Here is a 19470-nt window from a genome sequence, read left to right as displayed (position 1 = left end):
TGCCGCCGGGCGGGGACGGAACATGGACGGAACACCGCCCCCGCCCCCGCACCGATGGCAGGATCCGCCCATGGACACCGACGACCGACGGCGCGCCGCGGTGCGCGGCAGCATCGAGGGCCTGGCGCACGGCGACGCCTTCGGCGAGCGCTTCTTCGGCCTCTTCCGGCCCGAGGCGGCGGCCCGGGAGCTGATCGCTGCCCGCCGCCTGCCGCCCGAGCCCCGGTGGCACTGGACCGACGACACCGCCATGGCACTCGATCTGCTCGCCGTCCTCGCCGAGCACGGCGAGGTCCGGCAGCCGGCCCTGGTGGCGCGGTTCGCCGCCACCTACCGCGCCGACCCGGGCCGCGGCTACGGCTCCGGTATGCACGCCCTGCTGCCCCGGGCCGCCGCCGAACCGGCGGAGTGGCGGGAGTTGGCGCACGCCCTCTTCGGCGGCGAGGGCAGCCTCGGCAACGGCGCCGCCATGCGCGTCGCCCCCCTCGGCGCCTGGTTCCACCACGACCTGGACCGCGCCGCCGCGCAGGCCGCCCGCTCCGCGGAGGTCACCCACGCCCACCCCCAGGGCGTGGCCGGCGCGGTGGCGGTGGCCGTCGCCGCCGCGCTCGCCGCCCGCGGCGCGCCGCTCGCGCTGACCGGGATCGCCGCCCGCACCCCCGACGGCCCGATCCGCGAGGGCCTGCTGCGGGCCGCCGGACTCCCGCCCGGCACCGGCCCCGAGGAGGCCGCCGCGGCCCTCGGCAGCGGCCGCCGGATCCGCGCCGACGACACCGTCCCGTTCGCCCTGTGGTGCGCCGCCCGCCACCCCGACGACCTGGCGGCCGCCCTGTGGACCGCCGCGGCCGGCCTCGGCGACGTGGACACCACCTGCGCCATCACCGGCGGAGTGGTGGGGGCCCGCACCGGGACCGCGGCACTGGGGGAGGAGTGGACACGACGACGGGAGCAACTGCCGCACTGGGTCGCCGAGATGTGAGGTCTCCGGGGCGCGGGCCCGGCCCCGACTCCCCGCCCGCCGCTCCCCGCCCGTCACCCCGTCAGGAAATCCACCAGCAGCCGGTCCAGCTCCGCCGACCGCAGCTCCGGCAGCGCGTGGTGCCCGGCCCCCGGCAGCGTCGCGATCCGTGCCCCCGGCAGCGTCCGCCCGGCCGTCTCCGCGACCCGCCGCAGGTCGTGTGCCCGGCTGCGCCCGGCCAGCAGTACCAGCGCGGGCGGCGCGGCGGACCCCAGCCGGGCCACCGCCGGGCGCGGCCCGGTGACCGGCCGCCCCCGGAACTCCCGGCCGCCCACCCCCATCAGCCGGACCGACTCCGGTGCCACCGCCGGGCCGCCCCGGCTCTCCCACGCCAGGAACCGCCGGGCACTGTCCTCGCCGGGCCGGACGAACAGCGGTACCGCCCGCGCCAGATACGCCGTCCGGTACCCCGCGAAGCACTGCGTCGGGTCGAGCAGCGCCAGTCGGTCCACCCGGTCCGGGGCGTGCACCGCGTAACCCAGCGCGAGCCAGCCCCCGTACGAGTGCCCCAGCAGCGCGGCCCGTTCGGCCCCGAGCGCGGTCAGCACCCCGTCCAGCCAGGCCATCAGGTCCGCCGGCCGGCGCAGTGGCCGCCCACCGGGCACGCTCAGCCCCGGCGCGCCCATCACGTCCACGGCGTACACCCGGTGGGTGCGCGCGAGGGCGCCGACCCGCGCGTACCAGCCGGCGGAGGTGGCCCCGCCGCCGCCCAGCAGCACGGTCGGCGGTCCGTCGGCCGGCCCGCAGGCGTTGACCCGGGTGGTGCCGAACTCCGTGTCCACGGCGAGCGGTTCGACCGGGACCGGCCAGAGTGCCAGAACCTGCCCGTAGGCGGCCCGGAACGCCGGGGACACCGAAGGCGCGGCGGTGGGCGGTGGGGGTTCGGCGGTCATGGTGCGCCTCCGCGGCGGGACGACGGCGGACGGACGGACAACAATTACCTCGCTCGGCAATCATCTCGCCGAGCGAGGTAATTGTCGATCGTACGCGTCCCGGCCGCGTTAGGTTGCTGGTTCGGGACGTACGGGCCGAACGCGGGAGAGGCGGAGAGCCGTGAAGGTGGCGCAGGAACAGGAACAGGAACAGGAGCGGGAACCGGAAGGCATGGACCTGGTCCATCTCCTGCGCGAGGTGACCGTCCGACTCGACCTGGCGGGCGGTGAGTTCGCCGCCCGCAACGGCCTGCACCCCACCGACCTGCGGGCCCTGATCGCCCTGCTGGACGCGGCCCGGGCCGGCGAGGAGCTGACCGCCGGGCGGCTCGGGGCCCGGCTCGGCCTGAACTCCGCGGGCACCACGGCGCTGGTCGACCGCCTGGAGCGGCTCGGGTACCTCCGCCGGGTCCGCGACACCCGCGACCGGCGGCGCGTCCTGCTGGCCGTGGACCCGGGCGCGGTCACCCTGGGCCGGTCGTTCTTCGGCCCGCTGATCGAGCGCACCCTCGCCCTGCTCGACACCTTCGACGCCGGCGAACGGGCCGCGATCCGGCGCTTCCTGACGGGGGTGCGGGACGCCGCGGACGGGACGTGAGGGCCGCCGGGCCTACCGCCGCCCGGACCGCGCCAGCCACCGCCCCTCGTGCCGGGACACCTCGATGGGCCGCCCGAAGCAGGCCGTCATCCGCTCACCCGTCAGCACCTCCGCCACCGGGCCGAGTGCCTGTACCCGCCCGTCGCGCAGCAGCACGGCCCGCCCGACGGCCGGGGACAGCTCCTCCAGGTGATGGGTGACCGTCACCGTCGCCAACTCCGGCCGCTGCACGGCCAGCCGGTGCAGTGCGTCGATCAGGTCCTCGCGGGAGGGCAGGTCCAGCGCGTTGAACGGCTCGTCGAGCAGCAGCAGCGAGGGATCGGCCATCAGCGCGCGGGCGATCAGGATCCGGGCCCGCTGCCCGCCCGAGCAGACGCCGTACGGCCGGTCCGTCAACTCCTTGCAGTCCAGCTCGGCCAGCAGCTCATGGGCCCGCTCCCGGGTCGCCGCGCCGTACGTCCGCCACAGCGGCTGCACGGTGCCGCTCGCGCCGGTCAGCACCACCGTGTGCGCGGTCGCGTCCTTCGGCACCTTCTGCGCACCGGACACCAGGCCGATGGCGGCGCGCAGTTCCCGTACGTCCACCCGGCCGAGCCGGTGGCCGAGCACCTCCACGGTGCCGACGGTGGGGAACATCAGCGCGCCGATCAGCCGCAGGACGGTGGTCTTGCCGGCACCGTTCGCGCCGAGCAGCGCCCAGTGCTCACCGGCGCGCACGGTCCAGTCGATGCCGTCGAGGATGACCTGGTCGGTGGTGTAGCGGCGGACGCCTACGCCGGCCAGCGCGGCGATCACCCGCCCCGCGTCCGGGTGGTGCAGGTCGGTGGGCCGGGGGGCCGGGGACTGCGGTTCCGAAGGCTGCGTGGGAGTCATCGCGGCAGATTAGCTGTGTATGGCATCTTTCCGGGCGGGCGTCCGATGTGTGGAACCGCGGGCGCCGGTTCCGGTCATCGGGCCCGGCCATCGGTTCCGGTCACCGGGCCCGGCCCGCCGTCCGGAGAGTCCTCGGAAGCGACTGAAGCGACTGGACTGACTGGACTGACTGAAACAACTGAGGCCACTGAAGCGACCGGAGTCACCGGAGTCACCGGAGTCACCAGAGTCACCAGAGTCATCGGAGCCACCGGAGCCACCAGAGTCACTCCAGCCCCAGCAGCGCCCGCACCCGTGCGTACTTGGCCGTCAGCCGCTCCCGGGTCGGCGCGTCCAGGACCGCCAGCCGGGCCGGATCGGCGTTGTGCGCCAGGTCCGCCTCCTTGACCAGCAGCGCACCGGGCGTGGCCAGGATGCGCGCGGTGTACTCCTCGACCGGCTCCCCGGGTCGCTTGCTGACCGCCAGGACCATCGCCTTGGTCGACTCCTCCAGCGCCGCCCCGGCCAGCCACGCGCCGCTCACCGCCCCGTCCTCGACCGCGTCGTGCAGCCAGGCCGCGGCGATCTGCGCCGGGCTGCCACCGCGCGCCCGCACCCCCGCCGCGACCGCCGCCAGATGCTCGGCGTACGGCCGGCCCGCCTTGTCGGTCTGCCCCTCGTGCGCGCGCCGGGCCAGCGCTTCCACCTCGGCGAGCGAGAGCAGCGACCGTGTCGCCGGGGCCGGGGCCGGGGCCGGGGCCGGGGCCGGGCTCGGGGCCGGGGAGGATTCCGCATCACAAGCCATGGCGCCATTGTGACGGCGGATCGGGCCGCCCCGGCCACCGGCCACCGGCCACCGGCCGCCCCGCGTCGCCCCGGACCCCGGCCACCGGACCCCGGCCGCCCCGCGCCGCCCGCCGCCTCACCGCAACCCCGCCGTCAGCACCGCCCGCGCGATCGGCCCGGCACTGCCGCCCCCGCTGATGTCCGCCCGCTCGGCCTCCGCGTCCTCCACGACCACCGCCACCGCCGCCACCGGTTCGTGGCTCTGCCGGTCCCGCACCCACGCGATGAACCAGGCGTACGGCGTGCCCTCGTTGCGCACGCCGTGCTGCGCGGTCCCCGTCTTGCCGCCCACCGTGAACCCGTCGATCGCCACGGTCCGCCCGCTGCCGTGCTCGACGACCTCGGTCATCAGCTCCTGCAACTGCTGGGCGGTGGCCGGATTCATCACCTGCCGGGTGGGCTCCCGCGCCCCGGGGGCGACCAGCGCCCCGTGCGCGTCGGTCACCCGCTCGACGAGGTACGGCGGCGTCAGCTGGCCGTCGTCGGCCACCGCCGCCGCCACCATCGCCATCTGGAGCGGGGTGGCGGCGGTGTCGTACTGCCCGATCGAGGAGAGCGCCAGCTGCGCCGGGTCCATCCTGGTGTCGAAGGTGCTGCGCGCGACGGGGGAGGGGAGCCGCAGCCCCGGGTCGTTGAAGCCGAACCGCTCCGCCGTCCCGGCCATCCCGCGCAGCCCGACACCGACCCCCAGCCGCGCGAAGACCGTGTTGCAGGAGAGCCGGAACGCCTCCCGCAGCCCCACGTGCTCGCAGCCCGCCGTCGGATTGCCCAGCCGGGTGCGGGTGTCCGGCAGCGTGTAGGGGTCGGGCACGTCCAGCGGGGCGTCGAGGTCCTTGACCAGACCGCTGTCCAGCGCGGCCGCCGCGGTGACGACCTTGAAGGTGGAGCCGGGCGGATAGGTCTGCCGCAGCGCCCGGTTGAGCATCGGCCGGTCCGCCGCCTCGTTCAGCCGCCGCCAGGCACCGGTCACCGACTGCCCGTTCCCGGACAGCTCGCCGGGGTCGTACGACGGCGAGCTGACCAGCGCCAGCACCCGCCCGGTGCGCGGCTCGACCGCCGCCACCGCGCCCTTCCGGCCGGCCAGCCCGTGGAACGCGGCGCGCTGCATCGCCGGGTCGACGGTGGTCTCGACCCGGCCGCCCGGCGGCCGGCGGCGGATCAACCGGTCCCACCACGGGAACGTGACCAGCCGGTCGTCGGTGCCGGCCAGGACGGCGTCCTCGGTGCCCTCCAGCAGCGAGGTGCCGTACGTCTGCGAGGCGAAGCCGGTGACCGGCGCGTACAGCGGGCCGTCGGTGTAGGTGCGCTCGTAGCGCAGCCGCCCGCCGCTGTCCCGCACGCCGGTGACCGGGCGGCCGCCGACCAGCACCGCACCGCGCGGCTGGGCGTACCGGGCGATGGCGGCCCGCCGGTTGGCCGGGTTGCCGGTGTACCGGTCCGCCTCGAAGACCTGCACCCGGACCGCGTTGACCAGCAGCGCGGCCAGCAGCAGGAACGAGAACGCGGCGGTGTGCCGGATGCCGCGGATCACCGGAGCGCCCCGACGGCGTCCGGGACGGGGCGGGCCGGCCGGGCGGCGGTCCCGGTCCGCGGCCCGCGCGCCCGGTCGCTGATCCGCACCAGCAGCGCGACGATGATCCAGTTGGTCACCACCGACGAGCCGCCCTGGGCCAGGAACGGCATCGCCATCCCGGTCAGCGGGATCAGCCCCATCACCCCGCCCGCGATCACGAACACCTGGAGGGCGGGCAGCGCCGCCAGCCCGACCGCCAGCAGACTCCCGAACGGGTCGCGCAGCCCCAGCGCCGCCCGGTAGCCGCACGCCGCCAGCAGCGCGTACAGCAGGAACAGCGCGCTCAGCCCGGCCAGCCCCAGCTCCTCGCCCAGCGTCGCCAGGATGAAGTCCGACTTCATCGCGAAGCCGATCAGCGACGAGTGCCCCTGCCCCAGCCCCGTCCCGAACGTCCCGCCCGCGGCGAACGCGAACAGCGACTGGGCCAACTGCCCCGGCCCCCGGCCCGCCGCGATCCCGGCGAACGGCGCCAACCAGTCCTGCACCCGCCCGTGCACATGCGGCTCCAGCGTGCCCACCGCCGCCGCCCCGGCCGCCGCCAGCAGCACCCCCACCGCGATCCACCCGGTCCGCCCCGTGGCCACGTACAGCAGCACCACGAACACCCCGAAGAAGAGCAGCGACGTCCCCAGGTCCCGTTCGAGGACCAGCACCCCCACGCTCACCAGCCAGATGGCGACGACCGGCCCGAGCACCCGGCCCGCCGGCAGCCGCAGCCGCCACACCACCTTCCCGGTGTGCGCCAGCGCCTCCCGGTTGGCCGCCAGGTACGCCGCGAAGAACACCGTGATCAGCACCTTCGCGAACTCGCCCGGCTGCAGCGAGAACCCGGCCGCCCGGATCCAGATCCGCGCCCCGTTGACGGCCGGGAAGGCGATCGGCACCACCATCAGCGCCAGCGCCAGCGCCGCGCACCCGTACGCGCACCGCTGGAGCGCCCGGTGGTCCCGCAGCACCGCCACCACCCCGATGAACAACGTCACACCCACCGCGGACCACACCAGCTGCGCGGGCGCGGCCTGATCGGCCGGCGTCTCCAGATCGAGCCGGAAGATCAGCACCAGCCCGAGCCCGTTGAGCAGCACCGCGGTCGGCAGCAGCAGCGGATCCGCGTACGGGGCGCCGAACCGCACCACGAGGTGCGCCAGCAGCGCCAGCCCGCCCAGCCCCGCCGCGTACCGGAGCGCCCCGGCCGGCACCGCGTGCGTCCTGGCCAGCCCCACCGCCAGATAGCCGCAGACGCTGATCAGCACGGCACCTACGAGGAGGGCCAGTTCGACCCCCCGCCTCTTGGGCCGCGGCGGCGCCGGGGCCTCGTCCACCACCCGCCCACCGTCCACCGCCTTCGCCCGCACCTCGGCCACATCCGCCGCGTCCGCCACATCCACCTCGGCAACGTAGCAAGCAAACTCCGGCATTTCGCCCATATCGCACCGCGGGTGCCGCTGTTGCACCGCCGCGTACCGGCTTCCGGGCGGCCCTCGCCCAGGCGGCGCTCGGACGCCGCATGGGGGGGGCGGGTCCGGCCGGCCGGACCCCTAGGGGGAGAATCAGGGGCCTCCCAGGGGTAGGCCCGGGCTGTTCTGTGAACGAGGTCAATGGCAGTTTGTAAACTCGGTCAGAACGAAAAGCAGAAGGCCGAGCTCGTCACGCTGATGCGGACGACCGATCGCACCGGTCGACGCCATGGACACGCGCCATGGCGCCGCACGCGAGGGGCTATGGCGTACGACACCAAGCACGCCGTGTGAAGGTCCCGCGCCGTTTCGGCCCACGGGGGCGGCCGAGCGCGGGTGACCGTCCCCCGCGACGAAAGGCAGTATGAGCGCCATGACGACCCTCCGTTCCCGGATCTTCGCCTGGGCCGGCCGCCTCTACCTGGCGAGAACGCGGAAGAAGGGCTTCGACCTTTCCCGCATGTCCTTCCTGCCGGACGCCGTCCTGATGCCCCTGCGCCGGGACGGTCTCGACCCGGTGCCCGACCTGGCCGCCGTCCGCGAGCGCGAGCCCATCAGCAAGCTCCCGGTGCCGATAGCCGCCAACGTCTGGCTGGTCACCGGCTACGACGAGGTCAAGGCGGTGCTCGGCAAGGCCGACGCCTTCAGCTCCGACTTCACCAACCTCGTCGGCAAGGCCGGCGCCGGCGCCGAGCAGAACCCCGGCGGCCTGGGCTTCGCCGACCCGCCCGTGCACACCCGCCTCCGCCGGCTCCTCACCCCCGAATTCACCATGCGCCGCCTGAGCCGGCTCACCCCCCGCATCCACGACATCATCGAGGAACGCCTCGACGCCATGGAGCAGGCCGGCCGCAACGGCGACCCGGTGGACCTCGTCGCCCACTTCGCCCTCCCCATCCCCTCCCTCGTCATCTGCGAACTCCTCGGCGTCCCCTACGAGGACCGGGCCGACTTCGAGCGCCTCAGCGCCGCCCGCTTCGACCTCTTCAGCGGCGCCAACGCCTCCTTCGGCGCCATATCCGAATCGCTCTCCTACTTCCGCGACGTCGTCAAGAAGCAGCGCGAGAACCCGGGCGACGGCCTCCTGGGCATGATCGTGCGAGAGCACGGCGACTCGGTCACCGACGAGGAACTGGCCGGCCTCGCCGACGGCGTCCTGACCGGCGGCTTCGAAACCACCGCCAGCATGCTCGCGCTCGGCGCCCTGGTCCTCCTCCAGGACCCCGAGCACTTCGCCGCCCTCAAGGACGGCGACGACGTCGTCGACCGCTACGTCGAGGAGCTCCTCCGCTACCTCACCGTCGTCCAGGTCGCCTTCCCCCGCTTCGCCCGCGAGGACCTGGAGATCGGCGGCGTCCGGATCGCCGCCGGGGACGTCGTCCTCTGCTCCCTCAGCGGCGCCGACCGCGACGGCGAACTCGGCCCCGACATGGAGCAGTTCGACCCCCACCGCGCCAAGATCCCCTCCCACCTCGCCTTCGGCTACGGCATCCACCGCTGCGTGGGCGCCGAACTCGCCCGCATGGAACTCCGCGCCGCCTACCCCGCCCTGGTCCGCCGCTTCCCCACCATGCGCCTCGCCGCCCGCCCCGAGGACCTGGAATTCCGCAAGCTCTCCATCGTCTACGGCCTGGACTCCCTCCCGGTCCGCCTGGACGCCTGAGCCCCACGGCCCGCCCCCACCCCCCGACCGGGCCCACACCGGCCCGGGCGGGCCGGCGCATGCCCGGGGTGCCCCGGGACCTCTCCGCCATCCGGCACGGCGCGGAGCGCCACCCGGACCGGGAACCCGTCGACAAAGCGGCCCACGGCGAGGGGACGGCGGAACCGGCACGGCGGACCACCCCCGATATGGCTCCTATACGGCCCCGGTGCGGCCCCGATGCGGCCTGGTGGACATCCGGATGCCGCCGCGGCGGGTCGGCCCGGAGACGCCCCGGCTGCCGGCCGGCCCCGAGGCGCCGCATCCGATCCGCGTGGCCGTCGTCCCGCGCCCCAACCGCCCTGCCCCGCCCCCGCGTTGCCCACCCCGGCCCCAGGGGCAGGGGGCGCGCCACCCGCCGGCCGGCGAATTCAGCACATACTCGATGAGAACCCGGCGAAAACCCGGCGACGACCCGACGGAAATCCCGGACAACAAAAAATCCCTTGACCGGCTTCTCGCCAGTCAAGGGATCTTCGGCACCTTCTCTGAGGTGCCCCCGGCAGGATTCGAACCTGCGCACACGGCTCCGGAGGCCGTTGCTCTATCCCCTGAGCTACGGGGGCTTTGTCGCCGCTCGTTGTGGCGACGGGTAGAACACTACCAGCTCCGATGGGGTGGTCATGAACGTTTTGGTGGCCGGCCGCGGGGTCGGTCGGCAGGGTGGGTCCGAGGGTCGGAGAGAGGGGGTTCGGGGGCGTGTCGGGGAGCGTTCCGGGGGGCCTCCGCATGCGGTAAGGAAGGTCGCCCTTACCGCATGCGGAGGACGGGTCGGTGGTGGTCGCCGAAAGGTCCCTCGCACGGGGGCGGAAGTGGGGAAAACCGGGACGCAGGTGCAGGGACGGACCTAGTCTCAAGGTGTGCCTGGCTTGTCCGGTCGGATCCTTGTGGTCGATGACAACAAGGTGATCCGGCAGTTGATCAGGGTCAACCTTGAGCTCGAGGGCTTCGAGGTGGTGACCGCGGCTGATGGTGCCGAGTGTCTGGATGTCGTGCATCAGGTCAGACCCGACGTGGTGACCCTGGATGTCGTGATGCCGAGGCTGGGCGGGTTGCACACCGCGGCGCGGCTGCGTTCCGACCCGCGGACATGGGACATCCCGATCGCCATCGTCAGCGCGTGCACGCAGGGCGAGGTGGACAACGGGGAGTCGGTGGGGATCGACGCCTTTCTGGCCAAGCCCTTCGAGCCGACGGAGCTGGTGCGCACGGTGGGGATGCTGGTGCGCGAGGGGCGGCAGCAGCGGGAGCGCCCGGGGGACGAGCTGCGCGGGGGGTGCCCCGAGGGGCCCTGCGCCGGGGGTGGTGCCGAGGGCGGGGGCGCCGGAGGCCGGGGTGAGGCGCCGCGGGGTGACGCGGCGGGGACGGGTGGCGGAGCCTCCGAGGAGGCCGCCCCCGGGGACGGTGTGGAGAGCGGCGGCTCGGCGGGCGGTGAGCCGGGAAGCGGGGGAGGACGGGCCGCCGGGTGACGCCTGGCGGTCGCTTCGGATGGCGGGGAGCTTCGTCGTTGCGCGCTCAGGTCGTCGGCACGTACGCCGCCCCGCGCCCGGTCCGTGGCCCCGTGGAACGCGGCCCGGTGTCCAGCACGCGAAACCCGTTCGCATGGGCACCCCCCTCCTCCCATACGCTTGTCCTGTGACCCCGGCCGAGCTCTCCCGTACCGTCCTGCGCTCCGTGCGCGGTGCCGTTGAGGAGCGGGAGCTCTCCGTGCCCGTGCCGGCGCGGATCGTGGTGCAGCCGCCGCCGCGGCCCGGGTGTGGGGATTACGCCTCCAACGTGGCGCTCCAGCTGGCGCGGCAGGCGGGGCGGCCCGCACGCGACGTGGCCGAGATCCTGCGGAAGCGGCTGGTGGGAAGCGCCGGGATCGCCCGGGTCGAGATCGCCGGGCCGGGATTCTTGAACTTCACGTTGGGGGACGGGGCGTCGGCCGGTCTCGTGGGCGAGGTGCTGGCCCGCGGGGAGCGCTATGGCCAGGCCCCCGCGTCCGGTGTGGCGGGACCCGGGCGGGCCGGCGGGCCGGCGCGTTACGCGGGGGAGTGGGCTCGGGCCCGGGAGGTCGTGGCGGGGGATGTCCTGGCCCGGCTCGGACGGGACGGGGCAGGCACGGAACGGCCGCTGGACACCGGTGACGGGGAAGTGGCCCGCCTGGTGGCGCGGCTCGGGGCCGACGAGGCGCGATGGGTGCTGCTCAAGCCCGCGGCGCACGACCCGGTCCGGGCGCCGGAGCGGCCCGTGCAGCACGAGGACAACCCGCGGTTCCGGGTGCAGTACGCCCACGCCCGGACCCGCGCGATGGTGCGGAACGCCGGCGAGCTGGGGTTCACCGGCGAGCCGGGGGATGTGACGGCGGACGCCGCCGACGGGGACGTGCGGGTCCTCCAGACACTGGAGAGCGCTCTCGCCACGTATCCGACGGTCATCGCGACCGCCGCGCGGCGGTATGCGCCGGACCGGGTGGTGCGCCACCTGGAAACCACCGCGGACGCCTATCTGCGCTGGCAGGAGGAGTTCTGGCCGCTGCCCGTCGGCGAGCAGAAACCCTTGGCCGTGCACCGCGCCCGGGTGGCCCTTGCCGAAGCCACGGGGACGGTGCTGGGGAACGGCCTGCGCCTGCTCGGCATCTCTGCTCCTGAACACGTCTGATCCACCTACGCCTGAATCTGGAAATGTCCGATGTACGCGTCCGAACATCCGCGGGGCGCACCGACGACTGCCCCGATCAGCACCTCTGAACGATCTTGAGGGGACCGTTTCCGTTATGAGCCGTTCCGCGCACCCCGCAGGGCCCCGCCATGGCGACGTACTGCCCGAGGGGCACTACGCCGGGCCGCCCGCCGATCTCAACTCCCTCGACCCGCAGGTCTGGTCCCGTACCGTCCGGCGCGACGCCGACGGTGCGGTGACGGTCGGCGGGCTGACCGTCACCGCGCTCGCCGAGGAGTTCGGCACGCCGGCGTACTTCCTGGACGAGGACGACTTCCGGGCCCGCTGCCGGTCCTGGAAGGACGCGTTCGGGCCGGACGCCGACGTCTTCTACGCGGGCAAGGCGTTCCTGTCCCGGGCCATCGTGCGGTGGCTGGCCGAGGAGGGCCTCAACCTCGATGTCTGTTCGGGGGGCGAGCTGGCCACGGCGCTGGACGCCGGCATGCCCGCCGAGCGGATCGCACTGCACGGCAACAACAAGAGCACCGAGGAGATCACCCGGGCCGTCGAGGCCGGGGTGGGCCGGATCGTGCTCGACTCGTTCCAGGAGATCGTGCGGGTCGCGCACATCGCCGAGCGGCTCGGCAAGCGGCAGCGGGTGCAGATCCGGGTCACGGTCGGTGTCGAGGCGCACACGCACGAGTTCATCGCGACCGCGCACGAGGACCAGAAGTTCGGGATCGCGCTGGCCGGCGGCCAGGCCGCCGAGGCGGTGCGGCGCGCGCTGAAGCTGGACGGACTCGAACTCATCGGGGTCCACAGCCACATCGGGTCGCAGATCTTCGACATGGCCGGCTTCGAGGTCTCCGCGCGGCGAGTGGTGCAGCTGCTCGCCGAGGTGCGGGACGAGCACGGCGTGGAGCTCCCGGAGATCGACCTCGGCGGCGGGCTGGGCATCGCCTACACCTCCGACGACGACCCGCGCGCACCGCACGAGATCGCCAAGGCGCTGCGCGAGATCGTGGGCCGCGAGTGCGAGACGGCCGGGCTGCGGGTGCCGCGGATCTCGGTCGAGCCGGGCCGGGCGATCGTCGGCCCGACCGCCTTCACGCTCTACGAGGTCGGCACGGTCAAGGAGCTGGAGGGGCTGCGGACGTACGTCTCCGTGGACGGCGGGATGTCGGACAACATCCGCACCGCGCTGTACGACGCGGAGTACAGCGTGGCGCTGGCCTCCCGCACCTCCGACGCCGAGCCGATGCTCTCGCGGGTCGTCGGCAAGCACTGCGAGAGCGGTGACATCGTCGTCCGGGACGCCTTCCTGCCGAGCGATGTGGCGCCCGGGGACCTGCTCGCGGTGCCGGCCACCGGTGCGTACTGCCGGTCCATGGCGAGCAATTACAACCACGCGCTGCGGCCGCCGGTGGTGGCGGTCAAGGACGGTGCGGCCCGGGTGATCGTCCGGCGGGAGACGGAGGAAGATCTCCTGCGGTTGGATGTCGGGTAGGGGCGGATCGCCGGGACCGGGCCCCGGATGAAATAAATGTCTCGGCATCCGGACGAACGTCAGAAACCGCCGTCCGGTGGGTGAGACTGGTGCATGACCAGGAAACTGGTGCATGACCGAGCAAGAAACTGCTGGATCGAAGAAAAGACGAGGTCGAATGATGCGTACGCGTCCGCTGAAGGTGGCGCTGCTGGGCTGTGGTGTGGTCGGCTCAGAGGTGGCGCGCATCATGACGACGCACGCCGACGACCTCGCGGCCCGTATCGGCGCGCCCGTGGAGCTCGCCGGGATCGCCGTCCGCCGCCCGGAGCGGGTGCGGGCCGGGATCCCGGCCGAGCTGATCACCACCGATGCGACCGCCCTGGTCAAACGCGGCGACATCGACGTCGTCATCGAGGTGATCGGCGGGATCGAGCCGGCCCGCGGGCTGATCACCACCGCCTTCGAGCACGGTGCGAGCGTGGTCTCGGCCAACAAGGCGCTGGTGGCGGCCGACGGTGCCGCACTGCACGCGACGGCCGAGAAGCACAACGCCGACCTGTACTACGAGGCGGCGGTCGCCGGTGCGATCCCGCTGGTGCGGCCGCTGCGCGAGTCGCTCGCCGGGGACAAGGTCAACCGCGTCCTGGGCATCGTCAACGGCACCACCAACTTCATCCTCGACAAGATGGACTCCACCGGCGCCGGCTACAGCGAGGCGCTGGACGAGGCCACCGCGCTCGGGTACGCCGAGGCCGACCCGACCGCCGACGTCGAGGGCTTCGACGCGGCCGCCAAGGCCGCGATCCTCGCCGGGATCGCCTTCCACACCCGCGTCACCATCGACGACGTGCACCGCGAGGGGCTGACCGAGGTCACCGCCGCGGACATCGCCTCCGCCAAGCGGATGGGCTGCACGGTCAAGCTGCTGGCCATCTGCGAGCGCGCCGCGGACGGCGCGTCGGTGACCGCCCGGGTCCACCCGGCGATGATTCCGCTGACGCACCCGCTGGCCTCCGTGCGCGAGGCGTACAACGCGGTCTTCGTGGAGGCCGACGCGGCCGGCCAGCTGATGTTCTACGGGCCGGGCGCGGGCGGTTCCCCGACCGCCTCCGCGGTCCTCGGCGACCTCGTCGCGGTCTGCCGCAACAAGCTCGCCGGAGCCACCGGGCCGGGGGAGTCCGCGTACACCGCGCTGCCCGTCAGCCCCATGGGTGAGGTCGTCACCCGCTACCACATCAGTCTCGACGTGGCCGACAAGCCGGGCGTTCTGGCTCAGGTCGCGACGGTCTTCGCCGAACACGGCGTATCGATCGATACGGTCCGTCAGCAGGGGAAGGACGGCGAGGCGGACCTCGTCGTCGTCACCCACCGAGCGACCGACGCGGCCCTGTCGTCGACGGTCGGGGCACTGCGCGAGCTGGACACCGTCCGCGGTGTCGTCAGCATCATGCGGGTCGAAGGGGAGTAAAGGAACCCATGTCTGCCAATTCCACCGTGACCACTGCGAACGGTCAGTGGCGCGGAATCATCGAGGAGTACCGCGACCGGCTGCCGGTCAGCGACACGACCGAGGTCGTCACCCTCCGGGAGGGCGGTACGCCTCTCGTACCGGCCCAGGTGCTGTCCGAGCGCACCGGCTGCGAGGTGCACCTCAAGGTCGAGGGTGCCAACCCCACCGGCTCCTTCAAGGACCGCGGGATGACGATGGCCATCACGCGCGCCAAGGAGGAGGGTGCCAAGGCGGTCATCTGCGCCTCCACCGGCAACACCTCCGCCTCGGCCGCCGCCTACGCGGTCCGGGCCGGAATGGTCTGCGCGGTTTTGGTCCCGCAGGGCAAGATCGCGCTCGGCAAGATGGGCCAGGCGCTCGTGCACGGCGCCAAGATCCTCCAGGTCGACGGAAATTTCGACGACTGTCTGACGCTGGCCAGGGGCCTCTCCGAGAAGTACCCGGTCGCACTTGTGAACTCCGTCAACCCGGTGCGCATCGAGGGTCAGAAGACCGCCGCCTTCGAGATTGTCGACATGCTCGGCGACGCCCCGGACATCCACGTCCTGCCGGTCGGCAACGCCGGCAACATCACCGCCTACTGGAAGGGCTACCGGGAGTACGCGGCCGACGGCATCGCCGCGCGCACCCCGCGGATGTGGGGCTTCCAGGCATCCGGCAGCGCCCCGATCGTGCGCGGTGAGGTCGTCAAGGACCCGCACACCATCGCCACCGCGATCCGGATCGGCAACCCCGCCTCGTGGGAGTTCGCCGAGCGCGCCCGGGACGAGTCCGGCGGCCTCATCGATGACGTGACGGACCGTCAAATCCTCGCTGCCTACCGCCTGTTGGCCGCGAAGGAGGGCGTCTTCGTGGAGCCCGCCTCGGCCGCCTCGGTCGCCGGTCTGCTCAAGGCCGCCGAAGAGGGCAAGGTCGACCCCGGCCAGCGGATCGTCTGCACGGTCACCGGCAACGGCCTCAAGGACCCGGACTGGGCGGTGGCCGGTGCGCCCCAGCCGGTCACGGTCCCGATCGACGCGGACGCCGCCGCCGAGCGCCTCGGCCTCGGCTGACCCTCCCGGACACCCCCGGGACCTGCGGATACGTACGGGGACGACGGGCCGGCCAGCCACCCGCCGTCCCCCGTACGGCGCCTTCCGCAAAGCCCCGCAAACACTGCAAAGGCGGTGTTGGGGCATGCGGTGGCGCGCGACACGCATCGTGCGCCTCCTGTGCGCCCTATGTCGCGACAGAACCTTCCTTCGATAGGCTGGCACCCAACTCCCCTCCCCACGGCATAACGCAGTGGTGCGCAGGGCAGGTCAGAACAGACCCCACGAGCCGTCCGGGCACCTCGGTGCCGCGGCGCTGCGCTCGGGGGCAGTACCGCAGTTTCAATCAAGGAGAGTCATCGAGCGATGGCCGGTCCCGCATTCCGCGCCGCCGCCGTCCGGGTGCGCACCCCCGCAACCAGCGCCAATCTCGGCCCCGGCTTTGATGCCCTGGGACTTTCCCTGGGCCTGTACGACGACGTCGTAGTGCGGGTGGCCGACTCCGGTCTGCACGTCGACATCGCCGGCGAGGGCGCCGAGACGCTGCCGCGCGACGAAAGCCACCTGCTCGTACGGGCCATGCGCACCGCCTTCGACCTGCTCGGCGGACAGCCGCGCGGCCTGGAGATCGTCTGCGCCAACCGCATTCCGCACGGCCGCGGTCTGGGTTCCTCGTCCGCCGCCATCTGCGCCGGGATCGTCGCCGCCCGCGCCGTGACGATAGGCGGCGAGCAGAAGCTCGACGACGCCGCGCTGCTGGAGCTCGCCAACGAGATCGAGGGGCACCCCGACAACGTCGCCGCCTGTCTGCTCGGCGGCTTCACCCTCGCCTGGATGGAGACCGGCACCGCCCGGGCGATCCGGATGGATCCTGCCGATTCCATCGTTCCGGTGGTCTTCGTGCCCGGGAAACCGGTGCTGACCGAGACCGCTCGCGGACTGCTGCCGCGCACCGTCCCGCACGTGGACGCCGCGGTCAACGCCGGTCGCGCCGCACTGCTCGTCGAGGCCCTGACCAGGCGCCCCGAGCTGCTGCTCGCCGCGACCGAGGACCGACTTCACCAGGAATACCGCGCCCCCGCGATGCCGGAGAGCACGGCCCTGGTGAACCGACTGCGCGCGGACGGCGTCCCCGCAGTCATCTCCGGTGCGGGCCCGACGGTGCTCGCACTGGTCGAAGAAGCGGCGGCCGACAAGGTCGCGGCGCTGGCGGGAGAGGGGTGGGCGGCCAACCGGCTGACCCTCGACGCGGCCGGTACGTGCGTGCTGCCGCTCGCCGGGTGACCACGACCAGTAATCGACGATTGCCGGTCTTTGAGAGGGGGAATGTTTGTTGGATCCGGTAGTGTTAACCTCAAGTCAGTACTCGACGCCAGTGTGGCGCGGTGCTTCGTGTCCCCCATCGGGACCACTTTCTTCCGGGAGCCTCCCAAACTGCTTGGAGCAATGGCCTGAGCAGAAGTGAGCACGCTCCGGAATCGGCGTGACGACAACAGTCACACCCCAGATCTTCACGCCGGAGCCATGAATTGATCTTTCCGCCGTATCCGGCGGGACCACCGCCCCGGCCCGGTCCGCAAGACCAAGGACACAGCCGGACAGCACAACCGGTCGCCGAGCCAGACAGGCCGACGCCCGCTCCAGGGAAGGACCCTTCGTGAGCGACACCACCGATCTGATGGGCGCGCGCACCGATGGCAGTGCCACCACGCCCGCCACGGACGCTCCCGCCGCGCCTGCCACCACGCGGCGCCGCCGTTCCGGCACCGGCCTTGACGGCATGGTCCTGGCAGAGCTGCAGCAGGTTGCCTCCGGCCTCGGTATCAAGGGCACCGCGCGGATGCGCAAGAGCCAGCTGATCGAGGTCATCAAGGAGAAGCAGGCCTCCGGCTCCGGTACCGCAGCCAAGGCCGACGCGCCCGCCGACACCGAGACCAAGCCCAAGCGCCGCACGACCTCCAAGGCCCGCACCGGCGACGACGGTGCCGAGTCGGCCGCCAAGACCGAGAAGGCCGCCAAGTCCACCAAGACGGCAGAGAAGGCCGGGACCCAGCAGCAGATCGACATTCCGGGCCAGCCCGTCAGCGACGAGGCGCCCGCCGGTGAGCGTCGCCGCCGCCGGGCCACCGCACCCGCGGGCAGCCCGGACGCCGACGTCCGCACCGAGGCCAAGGCCGAGGCCGCCACCGCGGTCAAGACCGAGGCCCGCACCGAGACCGCCCTCGCCCCGCAGGAGGCCGGCGACGGCCGGACCGCCAAGGGTGCCGAGCGCCAGGAGCGCGGGGACCGCCAGGACCGCGGCCAGAAGGGCGAGCGCGGTCGGCGCGACCGGGACCGCGACCGCGGCGGTGACCGTGACCGCGGTGGTGACCGTGACCGCGGTGACCGCGACCGTCGCAAGAGCGACGCGGGTGACGGCGGCGTCCAGGGCGGCAACCGCCAGCGGGACCGCCGGGACGGCGACGACGAGGACTTCGAGGGCGGTCGGCGCGGTCGTCGCGGCCGTTACCGCGACCGCCGCGGGCGCCGTGGCCGCGAGGAGTTCACCAACGAGCCGCAGGTGGCCGACGACGACGTGCTGATCCCCGTCGCGGGCATCCTCGACATCCTCGACAACTACGCGTTCATCCGGACCTCCGGCTACCTGCCCGGCCCGAACGACGTGTACGTCTCGCTCGCCCAGGTCCGCAAGAACGGCCTGCGCAAGGGCGACCACGTCACCGGTGCGGTCCGTCAGCCCAAGGACGGCGAGCGGCGCGAGAAGTTCAACGCCCTGGTGCGCCTGGACAGCGTCAACAGCATGGCGCCCGAACAGGGCCGCCAGCGGGCCGAGTTCGGGAAGCTGACGCCCCTTTACCCGCAGGAGCGGCTGCGCCTCGAAGGTGAGTCGGGTGGTCTGACGACCCGCATCATCGACCTGGTCACGCCGATCGGAAAGGGCCAGCGCGGTCTGATCGTGGCGCCGCCGAAGACCGGCAAGACCATGATCATGCAGGCGATCGCCAACTCGATCACCCGCAACAACCCCGAGTGCCACCTGATGGTCGTCCTTGTCGACGAGCGTCCGGAAGAGGTCACCGACATGCAGCGGTCGGTCAAGGGCGAGGTCATCTCCTCGACCTTCGACCGCCCGGCCGAGGACCACACCACCGTCGCCGAGCTGGCCATCGAGCGCGCCAAGCGTCTCGTCGAGCTGGGCCACGACGTGGTCGTCCTGCTGGACTCCATCACCCGCCTGGGCCGCGCGTACAACCTCGCGGCGCCCGCCTCCGGCCGCATCCTGTCCGGTGGTGTCGACTCGACCGCGCTCTACCCGCCGAAGCGCTTCTTCGGTGCCGCGCGCAACATCGAGGACGGCGGTTCGCTGACCATCCTGGCCACCGCGCTGGTCGAGACCGGCTCGCGGATGGACGAGGTGATCTTCGAGGAGTTCAAGGGCACCGGCAACCTGGAGCTCAAGCTCGACCGCAAGCTCTCCGACAAGCGCATCTTCCCGGCGGTGGACGTGGACGCGTCCAGCACCCGTAAGGAAGAGATCCTGATGGGCAGCGACGAGCTGGCCATCGTCTGGAAGCTGCGCCGGGTGCTGCACGCGCTGGACCAGCAGCAGGCCATCGAGCTGCTGCTGGACAAGATGAAGCAGACGAAGTCCAACGCGGAGTTCCTGCTCCAGATCCAGAAGACGACGCCGACCACGGGCAACGGCAACGACTGACGCCCGCGGCCGCGCCGCACGCACGACCGGGCCCCCTCACCCCTCGCGGGTGAGGGGGCCCGGCGTTTTCCGTCGGGGTGTGACCCGCGCCGCGCGGCGCCGTG

15 protein-coding genes and 1 tRNA gene are annotated in these 19470 nt (G+C 73.1%); 10 read left to right on the top strand and 6 right to left on the bottom strand.

The genetic code is table 11. The annotated features are described in order from the left end of the window. Positions 1–70 precede the first annotated feature (70 nt). Complete coding sequence (locus tag CG747_RS01975) at positions 71–979, top strand: ADP-ribosylglycohydrolase family protein (RefSeq protein ID WP_100599808.1); 909 nt, start codon at positions 71–73, stop codon at positions 977–979. A gap of 53 nt (positions 980–1032) precedes the next feature. Here the strand turns inward: CG747_RS01975 and CG747_RS01970 are convergent, their stop codons facing one another. Then, a complete protein-coding gene (locus tag CG747_RS01970; protein WP_100599807.1) occupies positions 1033–1911 on the bottom strand; it encodes an alpha/beta fold hydrolase in 879 nt (292 codons plus the stop codon). 211 nt (positions 1912–2122) lie between these two features. On the opposite strand from CG747_RS01970, the gene CG747_RS01965 reads away from it, so the two are divergent. Beyond that, positions 2123–2548: a helix-turn-helix domain-containing protein gene (locus tag CG747_RS01965; protein WP_100600062.1), complete on the top strand. Its 426-nt coding sequence runs from the start codon at positions 2123–2125 to the stop codon at positions 2546–2548. 12 nt (positions 2549–2560) lie between these two features. Here the strand turns inward: CG747_RS01965 and CG747_RS01960 are convergent, their stop codons facing one another. The 4 genes from CG747_RS01960 to CG747_RS01945 all read right to left on the bottom strand — a co-directional run bounded on the left by CG747_RS01960 (position 2561) and on the right by CG747_RS01945 (position 7159). Then, positions 2561–3421 carry an ABC transporter ATP-binding protein gene (locus CG747_RS01960; RefSeq protein ID WP_257980171.1) on the bottom strand — a complete coding sequence of 287 codons (861 nt, stop codon included), beginning with the start codon at positions 3419–3421 and terminating at the stop codon, positions 2561–2563. A 265-nt stretch (positions 3422–3686) separates the two neighbouring features. Then, positions 3687–4205, bottom strand: coding sequence for an HD domain-containing protein (locus tag CG747_RS01955; RefSeq protein WP_374701728.1), 519 nt, complete (start codon positions 4203–4205; stop codon positions 3687–3689). Between the two features lie 117 nt (positions 4206–4322). After that, positions 4323–5777: a penicillin-binding transpeptidase domain-containing protein gene (locus CG747_RS01950; protein ID WP_100599806.1), complete on the bottom strand. Its 1455-nt coding sequence runs from the start codon at positions 5775–5777 to the stop codon at positions 4323–4325. Then, positions 5774–7159, bottom strand: a complete 1386-nt coding sequence (locus CG747_RS01945) for an FtsW/RodA/SpoVE family cell cycle protein (protein ID WP_257980185.1) — start codon at positions 7157–7159, stop codon at positions 5774–5776. Before CG747_RS01945 ends, CG747_RS01950 begins: the two co-directional genes overlap by 4 nt. A gap of 481 nt (positions 7160–7640) precedes the next feature. Between CG747_RS01945 and CG747_RS01940 the strand changes: the two genes are divergently transcribed. Continuing rightward, the gene (locus tag CG747_RS01940) at positions 7641–8939 is read left to right on the top strand and encodes a cytochrome P450 (protein ID WP_219621405.1); all 1299 of its coding nucleotides are present in this window, start codon (positions 7641–7643) and stop codon (positions 8937–8939) included. A 533-nt stretch (positions 8940–9472) separates the two neighbouring features. Here the strand turns inward: CG747_RS01940 and CG747_RS01935 are convergent. Further along, a tRNA-Arg gene (locus CG747_RS01935) sits at positions 9473–9544 on the bottom strand. Positions 9545–9838: 294 nt separating this feature from the next. Between CG747_RS01935 and CG747_RS01930 the strand changes: the two genes are divergently transcribed. The 7 genes from CG747_RS01930 (at position 9839) to rho (ending at position 19366) form a co-directional block, all read left to right on the top strand. Next, positions 9839–10447: a PleD family two-component system response regulator gene (locus CG747_RS01930; RefSeq protein WP_257980170.1), complete on the top strand. Its 609-nt coding sequence runs from the start codon at positions 9839–9841 to the stop codon at positions 10445–10447. A 166-nt stretch (positions 10448–10613) separates the two neighbouring features. Continuing rightward, positions 10614–11621 (top strand): ArgS-related anticodon-binding protein NrtL, encoded by a 1008-nt coding sequence (nrtL, locus tag CG747_RS01925; protein WP_100599804.1) that lies wholly within the window; start codon positions 10614–10616, stop codon positions 11619–11621. Positions 11622–11736: 115 nt separating this feature from the next. Then, the gene (lysA, locus tag CG747_RS01920) at positions 11737–13128 is read left to right on the top strand and encodes a diaminopimelate decarboxylase (RefSeq protein WP_100599803.1); all 1392 of its coding nucleotides are present in this window, start codon (positions 11737–11739) and stop codon (positions 13126–13128) included. A gap of 157 nt (positions 13129–13285) precedes the next feature. Then, the gene (locus tag CG747_RS01915; RefSeq protein WP_100599802.1) at positions 13286–14578 is read left to right on the top strand and encodes a homoserine dehydrogenase; all 1293 of its coding nucleotides are present in this window, start codon (positions 13286–13288) and stop codon (positions 14576–14578) included. Between the two features lie 8 nt (positions 14579–14586). Continuing rightward, positions 14587–15672, top strand: coding sequence for a threonine synthase (gene thrC / locus CG747_RS01910; protein WP_016570911.1), 1086 nt, complete (start codon positions 14587–14589; stop codon positions 15670–15672). Between the two features lie 345 nt (positions 15673–16017). Beyond that, entirely contained in the window at positions 16018–16935 is a 918-nt protein-coding gene (gene thrB, locus CG747_RS01905) for a homoserine kinase (protein WP_100599801.1), read from the top strand. 373 nt (positions 16936–17308) lie between these two features. Then, a complete protein-coding gene (rho, locus tag CG747_RS01900) occupies positions 17309–19366 on the top strand; it encodes a transcription termination factor Rho (RefSeq protein WP_100599800.1) in 2058 nt (685 codons plus the stop codon). The last annotated feature ends 104 nt before the right edge of the window (positions 19367–19470 follow it).

Source organism: Streptomyces sp. CB02959 (genome assembly GCF_002803155.1).
In the GTDB taxonomy this organism is placed as follows: Bacteria; Actinomycetota; Actinomycetes; order Streptomycetales; family Streptomycetaceae; genus Streptomyces.
This window is presented reverse-complemented; position numbering and strand designations above follow the sequence as displayed.

Coding starts and splice junctions, on each gene's coding strand:
- CG747_RS01975 (WP_100599808.1), top strand. CDS start 71: ATGGACACCGACGACCGACGGCGCGCCGCGGTGCGCGGCAGCATCGAG.
- CG747_RS01970 (WP_100599807.1), bottom strand. CDS start 1,911: ATGACCGCCGAACCCCCACCGCCCACCGCCGCGCCTTCGGTGTCCCCG.
- CG747_RS01965 (WP_100600062.1), top strand. CDS start 2,123: ATGGACCTGGTCCATCTCCTGCGCGAGGTGACCGTCCGACTCGACCTG.
- CG747_RS01960 (WP_257980171.1), bottom strand. CDS start 3,421: ATGACTCCCACGCAGCCTTCGGAACCGCAGTCCCCGGCCCCCCGGCCC.
- CG747_RS01955 (WP_374701728.1), bottom strand. CDS start 4,205: ATGGCTTGTGATGCGGAATCCTCCCCGGCCCCGAGCCCGGCCCCGGCC.
- CG747_RS01940 (WP_219621405.1), top strand. CDS start 7,641: ATGAGCGCCATGACGACCCTCCGTTCCCGGATCTTCGCCTGGGCCGGC.
- lysA (WP_100599803.1), top strand. CDS start 11,737: ATGAGCCGTTCCGCGCACCCCGCAGGGCCCCGCCATGGCGACGTACTG.
- CG747_RS01915 (WP_100599802.1), top strand. CDS start 13,286: ATGATGCGTACGCGTCCGCTGAAGGTGGCGCTGCTGGGCTGTGGTGTG.
- thrC (WP_016570911.1), top strand. CDS start 14,587: ATGTCTGCCAATTCCACCGTGACCACTGCGAACGGTCAGTGGCGCGGA.
- thrB (WP_100599801.1), top strand. CDS start 16,018: ATGGCCGGTCCCGCATTCCGCGCCGCCGCCGTCCGGGTGCGCACCCCC.